This is a genomic window from Subtercola frigoramans (genome assembly GCF_016907385.1).
Lineage (GTDB): Bacteria > Actinomycetota > Actinomycetes > Actinomycetales > Microbacteriaceae > Subtercola > Subtercola frigoramans.
The window spans coordinates 3,259,595-3,274,547 of the sequence record NZ_JAFBBU010000001.1 but is presented as its reverse complement, the minus strand read 5'-3'; the positions used below and the strand labels follow the sequence as shown (position 1 = coordinate 3,274,547).

Here is a 14,953-nt window from a genome sequence, read left to right as displayed (position 1 = left end):
ATGGCGAGCACTCCGGGATTGACCTCAACATTGACACCGATCCCGGGGCTCGTCTTGCTAGATCTGCCGGTCCATGGGGACAACCGTGGCTGGTTCAAGGAAAACTGGCAAAGAGAGAAAATGGTGGCCGTGGGTCTGCCGGACTTCGGCCCGGTGCAAAACAACATCTCGTTTAACGGTGTTGCGGGTACGACGAGAGGAATTCACGCCGAACCGTGGGACAAATTCGTGTCGGTTGCGTCGGGGAAGATATTTGGCGCCTGGGTCGACTTACGCGACGGGCCGACCTTTGGCGCTGTTTTCACCGCCGAACTTGGCCCCTCACGAGCAGTCTTCGTTCCCTACGGAGTCGGGAATTCTTATCAGACTCTCGAGAACGAAACTGCATATTCATACCTGGTGAATGACCACTGGAGCGCCAATGCTTCATACACCTTTCTCAACCTCGCAGATGAGACTGTTGGAATAAATTGGCCAATTCCGCTTTCCGAAGCGGAGTTGAGCGAGAAGGATCGTGCTCATCCCAGGCTTTCACGCGTAACGCCGATGCAGGGCCGTAAGACTCTGGTCATCGGTTCCGGGGGCCAGCTTGGAAAAGCACTCCGGCATGTGATGCCGAACGCTGAATTCGTAAGTCGGGCTGAATTCGATGTTTCTAACCCCAAGAGTTATTCAGGCCGTCACTGGCGTGATTACGAAGTAATCGTCAATGCTTCGGCTTATACGAAGGTCGACGCCGCGGAGACTGAAAGCGGGCGCCGCGATGCTTGGGGGTCGAACGTTATCGGGACCTCTCTCCTTGCTGCCGTGGCCAGCCGAAATGGCATCACGCTCGTGCACGTTTCCAGCGACTACGTGTTCGACGGGGCACTCGATGCACACTCCGAAGACGAGGCGTTCAGCCCGTTGGGTGTTTATGGCCAGACAAAGGCTGCGGCTGACGCGATCGTTGCAACCGTTCCTCGCCACTACATTGTTCGAACTAGTTGGGTGATCGGCGAGGGAACAAATTTCGTCCGTACGATGGCTTCGCTGGCCGCGCGCGGGATCGCTCCGAGTGTAGTGAACGACCAGATTGGTCGTTTGACGTTTACCGATGACATCGCCTTGGGCATCGTTCACCTTCTCAATGTTAAGCCGTCTTTCGGCACCTACAACCTCACAAACGACGGGGAGTCGCGATCGTGGGCCCAATTAGCGTCGCGGGTGTACGAGATTCTTGGTCACGATCCGATGAACGTAACCGGTGTTTCTACACAGACATATTTCGAAGGCAAGGACTCCGCGCCTCGGCCCTTGAATAGCACATTGACGCTGGACAAGATCAAAGCAACCGGCTTCACGCCGAGAAATGCAGATGATGCGCTCCTCGACTACCTAATTGCGAATCAATAAGAAATCCGAGGGGCGGGTAGTCTTGTACATCAAATGGGTGTTTGGTTTACGTGTTCAATAGATGTCGGGTACGTAAAATCTCTCGCACTCCTGATCTGGGAACCGATGCGAACTGTAGGGTTTGATCGTACTTTTCGTGTTTCAAGTCGGCGAATGTGCATAGGGGTGGGCATTGATAACAGACGAAAGACAGCAGACCAGGGTGGCTACTAAGAATCTGGAAGATTACGACTGGAGACGCTCCTACGCCCGACGACTTGTTCTGACTGACTTCATCGTTATTTCGCTGACTGTTGCTCTTACCCAATTAGTTTGGTTCGGTTTCGGATTCCAGAGTGCATTTTCTACTGGGGCCGATGTGAGTGACCCATTCAGCAATTTCACTGGGCTATATACGGTCATCTCAATCTCGGTGGTTGCCCTCTGGATGCTGACTCTGAGCGTTTACGGATCGCGTGGAGACCGCATTGTTGGTACCGGGAATACCGAATATCGCGTGATATTCGACGTGAGCTGGCGTCTCTTCGGCCTTCTGGCGATTGTCGCCTTTTTATTCCGTATCGATTTCAGTCGGGGCTTCTTCTTGATCTCCTTGCCGCTGGGGGTCGTCGCTCTAGTATTGAGCAGGGTCCTGTGGCGACGGTGGCTGAAGGCAAAGCGCCAGAATGGCGCTTACAGTGCGCAGGTGCTTCTAGTCGGGTCTATGGATTCGGTGCTACACATCGCCCGCGAACTTGGCCGATTTCCCGAAGCGGGCTATCACGTGGTTGGCGCGTGCACGGCCAGCGGTATGGTGGCGGACTACCTCCCAGGCACAAACATTCCGATTGCCGGCAACGTCGAACTCATCGGCCCGGCGATACTGGCCACTGGGGCAGACACGATCGTTATCACCAGCTCTGACGAATTGTCGGCCGACAAAATTCGCGAGTTGAGTTGGTCGCTTGAGCCTGGTCGACAGCACCTGGTTGTGGCACCCAGCCTTACCGACATTGGTGGCCCGCGCATCCACACCCGACCGGTGGCCGGATTGCCGCTGATTCACGTCGAGACACCACGCTACGAGGGTTTTAAGCGGTACCAGAAGAGGATTTTCGACGTAGTGTCGTCTGGTCTTTTACTGCTCGTATTGAGCCCGGTATTGATCGGTATCGCAATGGTCGTGCGGCTCAGTACTCCCGGGCCAGTTCTGTTCAAACAGGAACGAATCGGTCTCGATGGATCACGCTTCTTCATGCTGAAGTTTCGTTCGATGGTTCCCAACGCCGAGGATCTGTTGAAGGAATTGGTCGGGGATGAGCAAGACGCAGGAAACGCGATGTTGTTCAAGATGAAGGACGACCCAAGAATCACACCGATAGGCAAGGTACTTAGGCGGTACAGCCTGGACGAACTCCCACAGTTAATCAACGTGTTTCGTGGGGACATGTCGTTGATCGGGCCGCGCCCGCCATTGCAGCGTGAAGTCGATCAATACGAGAGCCATGTGCATCGCCGGTTCTTGATGAAGCCAGGCATAACTGGTCTTTGGCAGGTCAGCGGACGCTCAGATTTGTCATGGGAAGACTCAGTTCGCCTCGATCTCTACTACGTCGAAAACTGGTCGATGGTGGGCGATTTCGTTATTCTGCTGAAGACGGCTCGCGCCGTACTCGGGAGCGACGGCGCGTACTAGGGCGTGTCTCTTAACCTCGTCGTGTTGGGTTTGAGATGATCTGGTGTGTCGCGAACTAAGTCTTTGTCGGATCCCCAGTGGGCGTTGATCGCGCCGTTAATGCCCAGCCCGACAGCGAAGGGTGGGCGGCCGTTCAATGACTGGCTGTGTCAACTTGAAGTAGGACCACCGTGACGGCTTGATCAAGGCCCGCCCAGACTCGATATCTGGGACCGCGGTCATCCCATGGCAGCTCCAAGCGCGCTGGTCGACCGTCTTACGGGCTACTTGATTCAGACTGCTTAGACTTGAGCGCGTGCCCAACGAAACGAGTCGCGCCGCCTACTCCGGCAGAGCGGCCGAGTACGTCGATCTGTTGGGCTCGATGAGTTCCGTTCATCCGTCGGATGTGCAGATCGTGTCTACGTGGGCAAGCGATGTTCATGGCGACATCATCGATGCGGGGTGTGGCCCGGGTCATTGGACGAACTTTCTGGCCCAGCAGGGCGTGACAGCTCGGGGAATCGATCAAGTGCCTGAGTTCATTGCCCATGCCGCGAACGCTTATCCCGCCGTGGATTTCGCAGTCGAAGGTCTCGATGCCATGGAGGCTCGCACCGGTTCGGTCGGTGGGGTGCTGTCGTGGTATTCGCTCATTCACTACGAGCCCGACGAGATCCAGGTTCCCTTGCGGGAGTTCGGTCGCGTGATCAAGCCCGGCGGCGCACTGCTTGTCGGGTTCTTCGAGGGCCCTGTGGTCGAGAAGTTCGCGCACGCGGTCACACCGGCGTACCGATGGCCCGTGGACTCGATCAGCTCGGAGCTGGGCCGTGCAGGCTTCGACTTTCTCGAATCGCATGTGCGGAGGACAGCAGGCCAGCGGCCGCAAGCGGCAGTCAGCGCTCGACGCCAGGAGGCTCGCTGAGGGATGCGTCAAGAGCATCCCTTGGCGGCGTGCTCAGAGGGAACCCGCTTGGTACGCGACGATCAATTGATGAGTCTTCAGACCGCGCACGTAATCACTCGAGCCGATTTCGCCGTCACTTGCTCGTCGGATCGTTATACGAGACGAGCGTCCAGGCGACAACTGGCACCCCGAGTATCCATTTGCCGACGAACTCGACCCACTCCGATCACTGGGTGCCATGACCGACCCAGATCCTTTCTTCACCATGTACGTGATCCGACGCATTTCCGATCATCATGCTGTCGGCGGTTTCGGCTTTTTTGGGCCGCCCGCCACGACTGGGCGCGTTGAATTCGGATACGGACTGGTGCCGAGTGCTCGCGGCGAAGGTCTGGCGACCGAGGCTGTCATTCTTGCCCTCAATAACGCGAGAATTCACGGTGCGGCCGTTGCGGCCGCAGACACCGATCAGGACAATGGTGCTTCGCAGCGCGGGCTTCTGAAAAGCGGCCTGATAGAGGTGGCACGCCGTGATTCGCTCATCTTCTACGAACGCGATTTGACCGCCTGACGACAAACCGATCGTTGCGGACGGCCTAGGGGGCCGATGTAACGGCCGAAGAGTCCGCCCACCGAAGCCACTTATCCTCGATCGCGGCTTCTAAGTTGACACCCTCGTTGCGGGCTAGCAAAAGCACGTGTGCGACTACGTCGGCGCATTCGTGAGCGAACGCGGTGCGCTTGTCGGCGTCCGTCTGTCCTCGATCCTTGCTCATGCCCTTAAGGTTCACGAACGCTTGCGTCAACTCCCCGAGTTCTTCTTGCAGCTTGAGCAGGAACCAGACGTCGGTGCGGTCGATACCAAATTTGGCGGCGTAGATCTGAGATACCGATTCAACGGCCGCGCCAGTTTCTTCGAGATTCATGGTCTGACGATAACGACAATCTCCGCCGCCCAGTCACGTTCGCTGAGCGAATATTTAGAGCTTCGAATTCTCGACTCGACCCTGGGTGCCACGGCCACTAGGCTACCCCGACCTTTCAGCTCGCGGCATGGTGTTGCGTGTGTGCCAGGCGGTAGGAGTCGGTGCCGGTTTCGATGATGTTGCCGCCGAACGTAAGCCGGTCGACGATTGCTGCGCAGAGCCGTGGGTCGGTGAAGGTTTTGCCCCAGCCGGAGAAGGATTCGTTCGATGCGATGCCGACGCTGTTTTTCTCTTCGCGTTCGGTGAGGACTTGGAAGAGCAGTTCGGCACCGCGGCGGTCGAGTTCCATGTAGCCGAGCTCGTCGATGAGGAGCAAGTCGACACGGCCGTAGCGGGCGATGGTGCGAGCGAGGGTTTTCTCGTCAGCGGCCTCGACAAGTTCGTTAACGAGCCTGGTCGCCAGCGTGTACTTCACCCGGTAGCCTTTCTCTGCTGCGGCAGTACCGAGCCCGATAAGCAGGTGGGATTTCCCGGTGCCGGAGTCGCCGATCAGGCAGAGTGGTTGGCCTTTGCGTACCCAGTCGCCGGTCGCGAGGGTGTTGATTGTGGCGGGGTTGATGTTCGGGTTCGCGTCGTAGTCGAAGTCCCCTAACCATTTATCGCGCGGGAACCCGGCAGCTTTGACCCGCCGCACGGAAGAGCGGCGGTCGCGATCGTCGCATTCGGCCAGCAGGAGTTCGGCAAGGAACCCGTGGTAGCTGAGCTGTTCCTGCTCGGCCGCTTTCGTTGCTTCTTCGATGACGGCGCGGATCGTGGGTAACCGTAGCCGCCGGCAGGCTTGATCGATCGCCGCGGTCGCGGCTTGCTCGGTCATCCCGCGTCGGCGTCTGAGGGTTGTGGTGATCGTTGTGGCTGTCGGGCTCATGAGCCAGTTCCTTCTTCCAGTATCTGCACAGCTGGTGCGTTACGTTTGGGCAGCTTCAGGAGCTCGTCATACCTGGCCACAGAGGGAAGCGGTCGTGTGTCAGGTGGGAGACCAGCAATGACGGCGGCAGGGTCCGCGAGACGCCGCTGGGTAAGACTGACAACGTTTCGCTCGGGCTCACGCTCATGTTCAACGCGGTGACGGCCAGACGCAGGCCCAGCAGTCGATGCGTGACGGCGCGCCTCGACGGCGACAACATCCGCCGTCACCGCGCCGACCTGAAGCGCAGCCCGGATGCCGGCAGTCACGTCGTCGGCGCTCATCGAGCGATGCAGCAGGAGAACGTCAATGAGCTGTCTGGTCCCGACAGCGTCACCATCCGTTTTTCGTGCTGCAGCCCAGAATGCTTCGTGTGCGGCGGTGAATGTTCCTGCGGCCCGCGCCCGAGCGAGCACTGTCGAGCCGGGCAGCGCACCTGGTTTGTATTGCAAGACCTCGAGGTAGTGGTCAAGGTCGACGCTTTGGCCGCCGTTGGTCACGATCCGCGGGTGTCGGGCGATTTCGGTGCGCCCGTCGAACACGACCAGCTCTGACGCTCGAAGCGAGACCCGCACCGGCCGGCCGATCATCCGGGCCGGCACGGAGTACTTCGCCATCCGCACAGTGATCAGGCTCGACCGGTCAACCCTGGGGTGCAGGGTCAGACCGGGATCGAAACGTTCAAACGGCAGCGGCGCCAGCAGGCCTCGTTCGTTGTCGAAGTCTTGACGAACGGTTCGGATCCGGTCAGCGATTCGGCGCCGGTCGTCGGCCTCATCCCAACGCTGGATCCTCTCGTTCAATTCGGCCAGCGAATCAATGACCGGCATTGGTGAGAGATGGTTGCGGCGGAACCGGCCAACTTCGCCCTCGATGCCGCCTTTCTCGTGCGCGCCGTCGATACCTGGCTGACAGTAAAACGCGTCGAACCCGTAATGCGAGCGGAACAACACCCATCGTTCGTTTTCTGTCCGCCGACGGCCGGTTCCGTAGATCACTGTGGTCACCGCGGCAGTCAAGTTGTCGTAGCGGATGTGCCGAGTGGGGATCCCTCCGATGCATTCGAAGGCAGCGATATGGCCCTCGAGAAACGCTTCCTGGCCCTGTGTCGAGTACACCCGATGGACCGCTTTGCCGGAGTGTGAGAGCCGGAACGCGAACATGTGACACTTCGTTTTCACACCGGCGAGCATGACCCATACCTCGCCGAAGTCGACTTCCGCTTCCGCGCCGGGTGCGTGCTCCTGGGGCACGAAACCCTCCCGGGCGCGGCCGGCCTCCGCATCGATGACAGGCCGACGGTCGTGAACGTAATCGCGAACCGTTGAATACGACAAATCCGTCGCGGCGTGCTCCTCCGCGAGCCTGGCCAGAATGCGACGGGCCGTGTGGCGTTGCTTACGCGGCGCAGTCAGGTCCTCGATCAGCATCGCGTCGATCGCCGGTTTGAACGGCTCCAACCGAGGCGAGACCCGAACCGGTGTTTTCCGCGGCGGCGGCTGAGCCTGCGACAACGCCATCCGAACCGTCGCCCGAGCGACACCATGCCGGCGCGCGAGCTCCCGAATCGAGAGCCCCTCCACCCGGGCATCCCGCCGGATCCGTGCGAACAACTCCACCCGTAACCCCATCACTGACCTCCACACCCTTGCATCCGGAAAACACGATGCTCAAGCGTCAAGGTGGACCTCGATCAAGCCGTCACAATCACCCGGCGAGTCGAAAGGTGGGCACGAATCGAACCGTCCAAGTGGTCTTCAATCAAGGTGCCATAAACAAATGACCACAGGCTGATGGTCGAGGGCATCATTTACCGGTATCGGACGGGAACTCCGTGGCGGGATCTGCCAGAGAGTTTCGGGTCTTGGAAGACGGTCTGGAAGCGACATCGCCGGTTCAGTGGTGATGGCACTTGGGACAAGATCCTGACGGAGTTGTTGACCCATGCCGATGAGGTCGGGCTGATCGAGTGAGAGGTGTCGGTGGACTCGACGGTGAATCGTGCCCACCAGCACGGCACCAACCTCGGTCGGGCCACGGGGGGATCTGTCGAATTACACGAATCTGCTGATCGAGCCTCCTGACCATGCGGTTGGCCGTTCTCGCGGGGGTTTGACGACAAAGATCCACGCGTTATGCGACGCGAAGATGCGCCCGTTGGTCATGCTGCTCGGCACAGGTCAGGGCGGCGATTCGCCGATGTTCCCCGAGGTGATGGCGAGCTTGCGGGTCCCGCGTCGAGGCAAAGGTCGTCCCCGGACGAAGCCCGATCGGACGATGGCCGACAAGGCGTACGCGTCGAAAGCGAACCGGAAGCTGCTCCGTGATCGCGGCATCGAAGCGGTCATCCCGGAGAAATCGGACCATATCGCCAACCGGAAACGACTCGGCCAGAAAGGCGGCCGGCCACCCACGTTCGACACCGAGGCCTAGAAGCGACGCAACGTCATCGAACGCTGTTTCAACACCTTCAAAGACTGGCGCGGCATCGCGCCACCCGCTACGACAAACTCGCCCTCACGTACCGCGGCGGAGTCGTCCTCCGAGCCATCACCATCTGGCTCAAACTGTTAGGAGACACGCCCTAGCGACGGGAGTTCGGCCGGCGGAAGATGGTTGCACGTGAGTTGTGGCATATCTAGAGCCATCCACTGTTGCAGCTAGCCTACTTGCGGCCCCGTCGTTTGCGAATCGGCGCGTCAGATGGCGAAACTTCAGTCTCGGGGCCTGCTCCGTAATAGCCGTAGCGCTCGGCGTTGTACGCGTCTGGGCCCTTGGAGGGGAGCATGGTCAGCACGACGCCCACGACGTTGCTCTTGATTCCCGTCAGTGAATTGAGGGCGCGCGCCAGTTCGGTGCGCTTGACCTTGCCTGAACCGGCTATGACGATCGCGCCGGCCGTCATGCTGCTGATGATCGCGGCGTCAGTCACCGGGAGCAACGGCGGTGCATCGATGATCACGTAGTCGACCTGGTCGTTGAGAGCGGTGATCAGGTCTTGCATCGCTTGCGAACCGAGCAGTTCGCTGGGGTTCGGGGGGATTCGACCCGCCGGGAGGACGTAGAGCTCGCCGGTGCCCCAGCGCTGGAGGACATCGGCCAAGGGAACCGTGCCAATAAGAACGTCAGTGAGCCCGACCGCTCCTTCGATTGCCATGTACTCAGCAAGTCTCGGTTTTCTCAGATCGCCGTCGATCAAGACCGTTCGTGCGCCGGTCTCGGCCAGCGCCAGGGCGAGGTTTGCTGAGGTGGTGCTCTTGCCTTCGGCGCCAATCGACGAAGTGATGACGAAGCAATGGTTGCTCGAACCGGCGTTGACGAACCTCAGATTGGTTCGCAGAGATCTGAAGGCTTCGGCGCGTGGGTTCCGCGGGTCGCTGTGGACGATCAGGGGGTGCTTGGCCGACTCCGGATCAAAGCTGATGCCGCCGAGGAGAGGCGCATCCGTCACGTTTTCGACGTCGTGGACACCATGGACCCGGGTGTCAAGAGCGGATCGCAGGAAGGCGGCGCCCATCCCGAATATGAGCCCAACGATTGCGCCTAGGGCGATGTTAAGACTGAGCTGGGGACTGAACGGCGCCGCCGCGGGCAAAGCCGGGTCAATGACCTGAACTCGAACGAGGCTATTGCCTCCGCCAGTCGGTTTCTCCAATTGTTGAACCACGACCGAGCTAAACGCGTTCGCTGTGGCGTTCGCGAGGTTTGCCGCCATCTGCGGGTCTGAATCCGTCGCATCCAACTGGATGATGACGGTTCCGACTGGTGATGTCGCCGAAAGTTGACTGCCCAATTGCTTAGAGGTGCTGGTCAAATTGAGGTTTTTGATCACCTTGTCTAGGACGGACGCGCTGGTCAAAATATCAAGGTAGGACTTAACCTTCGCCTGCGCGTATGTATTACCCGACGTTAGTTCGCCAGCCGTCGGCGACTCTGAGGCTTGGACCGAGACGTACATTGTTGCGGTCGAGCGGTATTGTGGCGTCGCGGTGGCGGCGATTGCAGCCCCGGCCCCGGCCCCCGCAAGAACGAACAGAACAATGAAAAGCCATCCCTTGCGAATGACCCGCATGTAATCTTGTAAATTCATGGCGTCTGGTCCCTTTGGTGTCGGTTGGCTCGCTGTGCCAGTGGCAGAAAGATTCTTCTGAGAGTTATGGCTTCGAAGCGCGACAGGAGGTCTGGGTCGCAAAAGAAAATGCAAGGTTGACGATTGCAACCTTGCATTTGAAACTATCTCGCATGTCAAACTATACAGAACGACCAACTTAGTGCCATTTGGCACGCGGACGAACCCCAATCCCTGACGAAGGAGCTGACGTGCCACGACGCAAGCGGACCGCCAAGCACTCGCTCATCGTTGTGGGCGCCATCGGGGCTTCGGCATTCGCAATATTCACCAGTTCTGCGGCTGCGGCTGCCCCTGGGCATGCGAGCGGGGAGAGCCGATCATCCATTGTTCTGGTCGCCGACCCGGTGCCGACCGATGTGCCGGTGACGCCCGTGCCGACGGTTGATCCGACGCCAGACCCGGTGCCGACGCCGCCGGTGGTGGACCCGAGTCCGACCGTGGCGCCGACCCCGGAGCCGACTGTCACCGACCCGGCCGTTGTGCCCGTGACGCCTGACCCGGTGACACCGGAACCGGTTGTGACGCCGGAGCCTGTGGTGACCAGCGAGGTTGTTGTGCCGGCTGACGGTGGGTTTATCGAGCAGAGTACGCCTACCGCGACGCCGACGGTTGAGCCGGCGCCGGCGCCAGCGCCTGTTGTGACGGCCACTGCGGCGCCTCTGCCCGCGATCGAGTTGCCGTTCTATCCGCCGCCATCGGCGGGAGTGGCGCGCGATGCCTTTCCGTTTCTGCTGGCCGGGATAGCCGGTGGGCTCGTGTTGATCGTGGGGTTCGGTGCGTACCTGTTCGCGCGGTGGCGTGTGCGGCGGCTGCGGTTCAGGCCCGCGTTCGGGTCGAGTTTGGGCCAGCGGGCTGGGTTGGGCGTTTTCGGGGTTGCCGGAGCGCAGGGTGCCGCGGCGAATGCAGGGTTTTTCAGCGTGGTGGGTGTTGTAACGCCTGTTGTTGGTGGTGTCGCGGCGGGTTCGGCCTTGAGCGATTCTGTCGCCGGGCGCGGGATGTTCGAGGCTGGATTGAGCGAGCGGGAGGCGCCGGCTGAAGCGGGATTGGGCGAGGCGTTCGAGTTGTCGCTCGCGCCGATCCATCGACCCAGTGCTGTGAGCTCTGCCTCGGCGTTTCTGCTGGGGCTGGTGCCGCGTCGAGCCGCTTCTGCCGAGGTGCGGATTGCAGACTTCGGGGTGTTTGAGCCGGTTGCGGTGCAGCCGGTCAGCCGGCCTTCGTCTGATTTGGGATTGCCGCCATTGCGAGGGCCACGGGCGAGTGCGCTGAATTTCGATCTGGGGTTGTCTGCGCCGTAGGGTTGCTGGCTTGCTTGCTGGCTGGTTCGTTCGTTCGACCGGCGCGCGCTACCCGTTCTGGCTCGTGGCGATGGAGCCTGCAGGGTAGCTGGTGCCGTTCTCCACGGTGTTCGGGGTCTCCCGGCTGATGCCGGTGTTGCAGTAGACGATGTTCCAGTGCAGGTGGGGGCCCGTCGAGATTCCCGTGTTGCCTGAGTCGCCGATCCATTGGCCTTGGGCGACCTGCTGCCCTCGGTTGATGACGGTGCGATTGAGGTGTACGTACTGAGTGCAGAGGTTGTCACCGTGATCGATGCGGATCTCGATGGCGCCGGTACTGTCGTAGCCCTCGGAGTAAACGGTGCCTGCTGCGGACGCGACAACTCTCGAGCCGACGGGCATGCCGAAGTCGGTGGCGTTCTTGTTGTAGGCAGGGTAGAGACCGGCCGCGTGTTCGGCGGGGCCCTGGGTGATGCGGTAGCTGGCTCCTGCGGGGAAGGGGAGCTTGAAGCGTGCGCCGCCACCGCCACCTTGTGTTGTACCGCTCGACCAGAAGTATCCCCCGTCGCCGTAGAGTACGAGGTTGCCGTCGTCTTGCATGACGAGCTCGCGAGCCGGCTTTCCGTTGGTGAAGGTCGACCAGACAGCCCGGCCGTCGGTGCGGTAGAGAACAATGTTGCCGTCATCCTGGAATGCGAGCGGATTCACGGAGTTACCGTCGCTGTGGCTGCCCCAGATGGGGCCGCCCGGCCCGACGATCACGGCGTTTCCGTCGCTCTGAAGCACGAAGCGATACTGACCGTTTGGTGAGGTGAGAAAGGAGTCGACGAGCATTACTTCGCCGCGTCTCAACCTGTCACCGATGCCCATGCTGATACTGAGCTGGCCGGAGGTCTGGGAGGCCGAGATGTAGCCCGGTTTCGACCCGGTGACGGTGACGGTGACGGATGTGCCCGCGGCCCAGGTCGGGACGACGAAGGTCGACCCGGTTGCTCCGCCGACCGGGCCGCCATTGACGAACCATTGGTAACCGAGTTGCACGGGTGCGGGGCCCCAGGCGCCGGCGTCTGCCGAGAGTGTTGACCCCGCTGATCCGTTGCCGGAGATCGACGGCACTGAGCTCGACAGGGTGGTCGGTTCGACCGTCAGCGCTGCGCTCGTGGTTGCCACGCTGGTGTAGCCGAGTTTCGAACCGTTGACTCTGACGGTGATGCTGGCGGTTGCATCTGCGTCGGTGAGAACGTAGGTGGTGGAGGTTGCTCCGGCGATCGCCGCGGCGTTGCGGTACCACTGGCACTTGAGTGTCACAGGGGCAGGCGCCCACGTGCCCGGGACCGCTGTGAGGGAGGAGGCGACTCTGGGTGTACCGGTGATGGTCGGTTTGGGTGTCGAGGTGAGCGCCTTCTGTGCGTCGACGGCCGGGCTGGTGAAGGCGACCGTGGTGTAGCCGGGCTTCGAACCGGTCACCGTTACGGTGATCTTCGCACCGGCGTCGGCCGCGACGACCTTGTAGGTGCTCACAGTCGCGCTGGAGATGGCTGAACCGTTGCGCAGCCACTGGTAGGTGAATGTCACTGGCGCAGGCCCCCAGACGCCAGGGAGTGCTGTGAGGGTCTGGCCGACCGTTGGGGAACCGGTGATGCGGGGGGTCGCGGTGGGGGAGAGGATGTTCTCCACTGACTTCGCAAGACTTGTAGCAAGGGCGGTGGTGTAGCCGACCTTGCTGCCGCTGACTGAGAGGGTGATGGACTTGCCGGCATCGGCGGTCGTCAGTGTGTAGCTCGAGGTGGTGGCACCGGCGATGGGTGCGCCGGCCCGGAGCCACTGGTAGCTGAGCGTCACGGGGGCGGGAGCCCAGGCGCCGGGGATGGCGGTGAGCGTCGACCCGACCCTGGCGGTGCCCGTGATCGTCGGGGTGGGCGTCGCGGTCAACTGGCGCTTGACGGCGAGCGAGGCGCTCACCTTCGAGGTTGTTGTGTAACCCGGCTTCGCGCCGGTTACTTGTACGCTGACGTTCTTGTCAGCATCCATTGCCGTCAGTTTGTAGGTGGTGGCGGTGGCGCCGGTGATGACGGTGCCGCCCCGCAACCACTGGTAGCTGAGGGTCACGGGAGCGGGGCCCCACGAGCCGGGGACTGCTGTGACGGTCTGCCCGACTGTCGGTGTGCCGGAGATCGTGGGCACGGGTATGGGCGATAAGAGCTTTTCGATGGTCGCCGGTGCGCTGGTCTTTGTCGTTGGTGCGTAGCCTGGTTTGCTGCCGATGATGCGTACGGTTATGGCCTGACCGGCGTCTGCGTTGACCAGGGTGTAGGTGGCTGAGGTTGCGCCGGCTATCGCTGTGCTGCCGCGCATCCATTGGTAGGCCAGGGTGACGGGTGCGGGTGCCCAGGCGCCAGCGGTTGCGGTCAGCGTGGCGCCGACTCGTGGGGTGCCGGCGATGGTGGGCACGGGTGTCGAGGTGAGTGGGCGGGCGATGGTGACGGGAGTGCTCGATCTGGATGATGCGCTGTAGCCGGTCTTGGTGCCGACGACCTTCACCGAAAGTTGTTTGCCGGCGTCTGCCGAGGTCAGGAGGTACGCCGCGGCGGTTGACCCGGGCACGGGGATGCCGTCGCGCATCCATGTATAGGTGAAGGCGACGGGGGCGGGCTGCCAGGAGCCGGGGTTGGCGGTGACGGTCTGGCCGACGGTGGGCGAGCCTGTCAGTGTGGGGAGGGCACTCGCGAGTGTGCCGGGGGAGACGGTGATGGGCTGGGTTGAGGTGGTCGAGGTTGTGTTGCGGCCGTCGCTCGAGCCGGTGATGGTGACGGAGAGAGTTTTGCCGAAGGTTTCTGGAGGGAGAAGCCAGGACTGGCTCGTGGCGCCCGCTGTTGCTTGGCCGTTGATGTTCCACTGGAAACTGAATTGCGCTGCGGGGCTCCACTGGCCGGGGTCAGCGGTGACGGTGCTGCCAACGGTGGTCGCGCCGGTCACTGTGGGGGTGCTCGTGGTGTCGAAGGGCACGGGGCACTGGCCGGTGATGGGGTTGCTGCTGCCGGTCTCGATGTCGACGTCGGCGACGAAGTAGCCATCGGACACGCGGTACCAGACGTCATCCCAGCCGCCGGGGAAGCTGGAGCTGAAGTAGCCCTTGACGGCCTGGCCGTGCTTGAAGCAATCGAGGCCGAGAACCTGGCCGCGCTCGTACCAGCCGTTCTGGCCCGAAGTGAGGGAGGCGTCGTTCATGCGCTGGGTGCGGATCATCGCGGTGGCCGTGGGGATGCCGGCTTCAGCCGTTTCGGCTGGTGAGGCTGCGATGGTGGCGAGGCTCAGCGTGGAGGTGGCGAGGATGACGCCGAGGAGCATTGCGATGAGGCGTTTGGGGTGTTTGCGGTTTTTGGGGTGTTTGCGGTGCGGCGGGCGCTGCGGGCTTGAGGGGGCCGCGGGGCTCGCGGGGCTTGCCGGGCTTGCCGGGCTTGCCGGGTGGGTAGCGCGGTGTTTGCGGGCGGCGTTTCTCGTGCGGTCTGCGCGGTTTTCGCTGCTGCTGCTGCTGCTGCTGCTGCTGTTGCTGTGGTTGGTGCTGTTGGTGCTTTGGCCGCGATTGCCGTCGCTTGAAGAGCTTGAATTATTGGTCACTGCAACACTTCCCCCGAGTGGCCAGCTGGCCCCATTGGCGCGGCACCCAGCAGGGTGAGGCCAACTCACAAGTTACTGGGTGC

The 14,953-nt window shown here is 61.5% G+C and carries 12 protein-coding genes; 7 read left to right on the top strand and 5 right to left on the bottom strand.

From position 1 onward, the window contains the following. The 4 genes from JOE66_RS15245 (at nucleotide 1) to JOE66_RS15230 (ending at nucleotide 4,527) form a co-directional block, all read left to right on the top strand. Nucleotides 1–1,395, top strand: coding sequence for a sugar nucleotide-binding protein (locus JOE66_RS15245; protein WP_205110871.1), 1,395 nt, complete (start codon nucleotides 1–3; stop codon nucleotides 1,393–1,395). A gap of 202 nt (nucleotides 1,396–1,597) precedes the next feature. Continuing rightward, nucleotides 1,598–3,070, top strand: coding sequence for a sugar transferase (locus JOE66_RS15240; RefSeq protein WP_307827235.1), 1,473 nt, complete (start codon nucleotides 1,598–1,600; stop codon nucleotides 3,068–3,070). Nucleotides 3,071–3,365: 295 nt separating this feature from the next. Further along, nucleotides 3,366–3,974, top strand: a complete 609-nt coding sequence (locus JOE66_RS15235) for a class I SAM-dependent methyltransferase (RefSeq protein WP_307827234.1) — start codon at nucleotides 3,366–3,368, stop codon at nucleotides 3,972–3,974. 106 nt (nucleotides 3,975–4,080) lie between these two features. Continuing rightward, entirely contained in the window at nucleotides 4,081–4,527 is a 447-nt protein-coding gene (locus tag JOE66_RS15230; protein ID WP_205112084.1) for a GNAT family N-acetyltransferase, read from the top strand. 25 nt (nucleotides 4,528–4,552) lie between these two features. Here the strand turns inward: JOE66_RS15230 and JOE66_RS15225 are convergent, their stop codons facing one another. The 3 genes from JOE66_RS15225 to istA all read right to left on the bottom strand — a co-directional run bounded on the left by JOE66_RS15225 (nucleotide 4,553) and on the right by istA (nucleotide 7,477). Further along, entirely contained in the window at nucleotides 4,553–4,882 is a 330-nt protein-coding gene (locus JOE66_RS15225) for a pyrophosphohydrolase domain-containing protein (RefSeq protein WP_205110866.1), read from the bottom strand. A gap of 115 nt (nucleotides 4,883–4,997) precedes the next feature. Continuing rightward, a complete protein-coding gene (istB, locus tag JOE66_RS15220; protein WP_205110864.1) occupies nucleotides 4,998–5,807 on the bottom strand; it encodes an IS21-like element helper ATPase IstB in 810 nt (269 codons plus the stop codon). Beyond that, nucleotides 5,804–7,477 (bottom strand): IS21 family transposase, encoded by a 1,674-nt coding sequence (istA, locus tag JOE66_RS15215; RefSeq protein ID WP_205110861.1) that lies wholly within the window; start codon nucleotides 7,475–7,477, stop codon nucleotides 5,804–5,806. Before istA ends, istB begins: the two co-directional genes overlap by 4 nt. 162 nt (nucleotides 7,478–7,639) lie before the next feature. Between istA and JOE66_RS17865 the strand changes: the two genes are divergently transcribed. After that, entirely contained in the window at nucleotides 7,640–7,819 is a 180-nt protein-coding gene (locus JOE66_RS17865; protein WP_205110859.1) for a transposase, read from the top strand. A gap of 28 nt (nucleotides 7,820–7,847) precedes the next feature. Continuing rightward, a complete protein-coding gene (locus JOE66_RS15205) occupies nucleotides 7,848–8,279 on the top strand; it encodes a transposase (protein ID WP_205110856.1) in 432 nt (143 codons plus the stop codon). 232 nt (nucleotides 8,280–8,511) lie between these two features. On the opposite strand, the gene JOE66_RS15200 is transcribed toward JOE66_RS15205, so the two are convergent. Then, the gene (locus tag JOE66_RS15200) at nucleotides 8,512–9,936 is read right to left on the bottom strand and encodes a tyrosine-protein kinase domain-containing protein (RefSeq protein ID WP_205110853.1); all 1,425 of its coding nucleotides are present in this window, start codon (nucleotides 9,934–9,936) and stop codon (nucleotides 8,512–8,514) included. Between the two features lie 230 nt (nucleotides 9,937–10,166). Between JOE66_RS15200 and JOE66_RS15195 the strand changes: the two genes are divergently transcribed. After that, nucleotides 10,167–11,273: a hypothetical protein gene (locus JOE66_RS15195; RefSeq protein WP_205110845.1), complete on the top strand. Its 1,107-nt coding sequence runs from the start codon at nucleotides 10,167–10,169 to the stop codon at nucleotides 11,271–11,273. A gap of 48 nt (nucleotides 11,274–11,321) precedes the next feature. Here the strand turns inward: JOE66_RS15195 and JOE66_RS17720 are convergent, their stop codons facing one another. Beyond that, nucleotides 11,322–14,870 (bottom strand): peptidoglycan DD-metalloendopeptidase family protein, encoded by a 3,549-nt coding sequence (locus JOE66_RS17720; protein WP_205110841.1) that lies wholly within the window; start codon nucleotides 14,868–14,870, stop codon nucleotides 11,322–11,324. Between the last annotated feature and the right edge of the window lie 83 nt (nucleotides 14,871–14,953).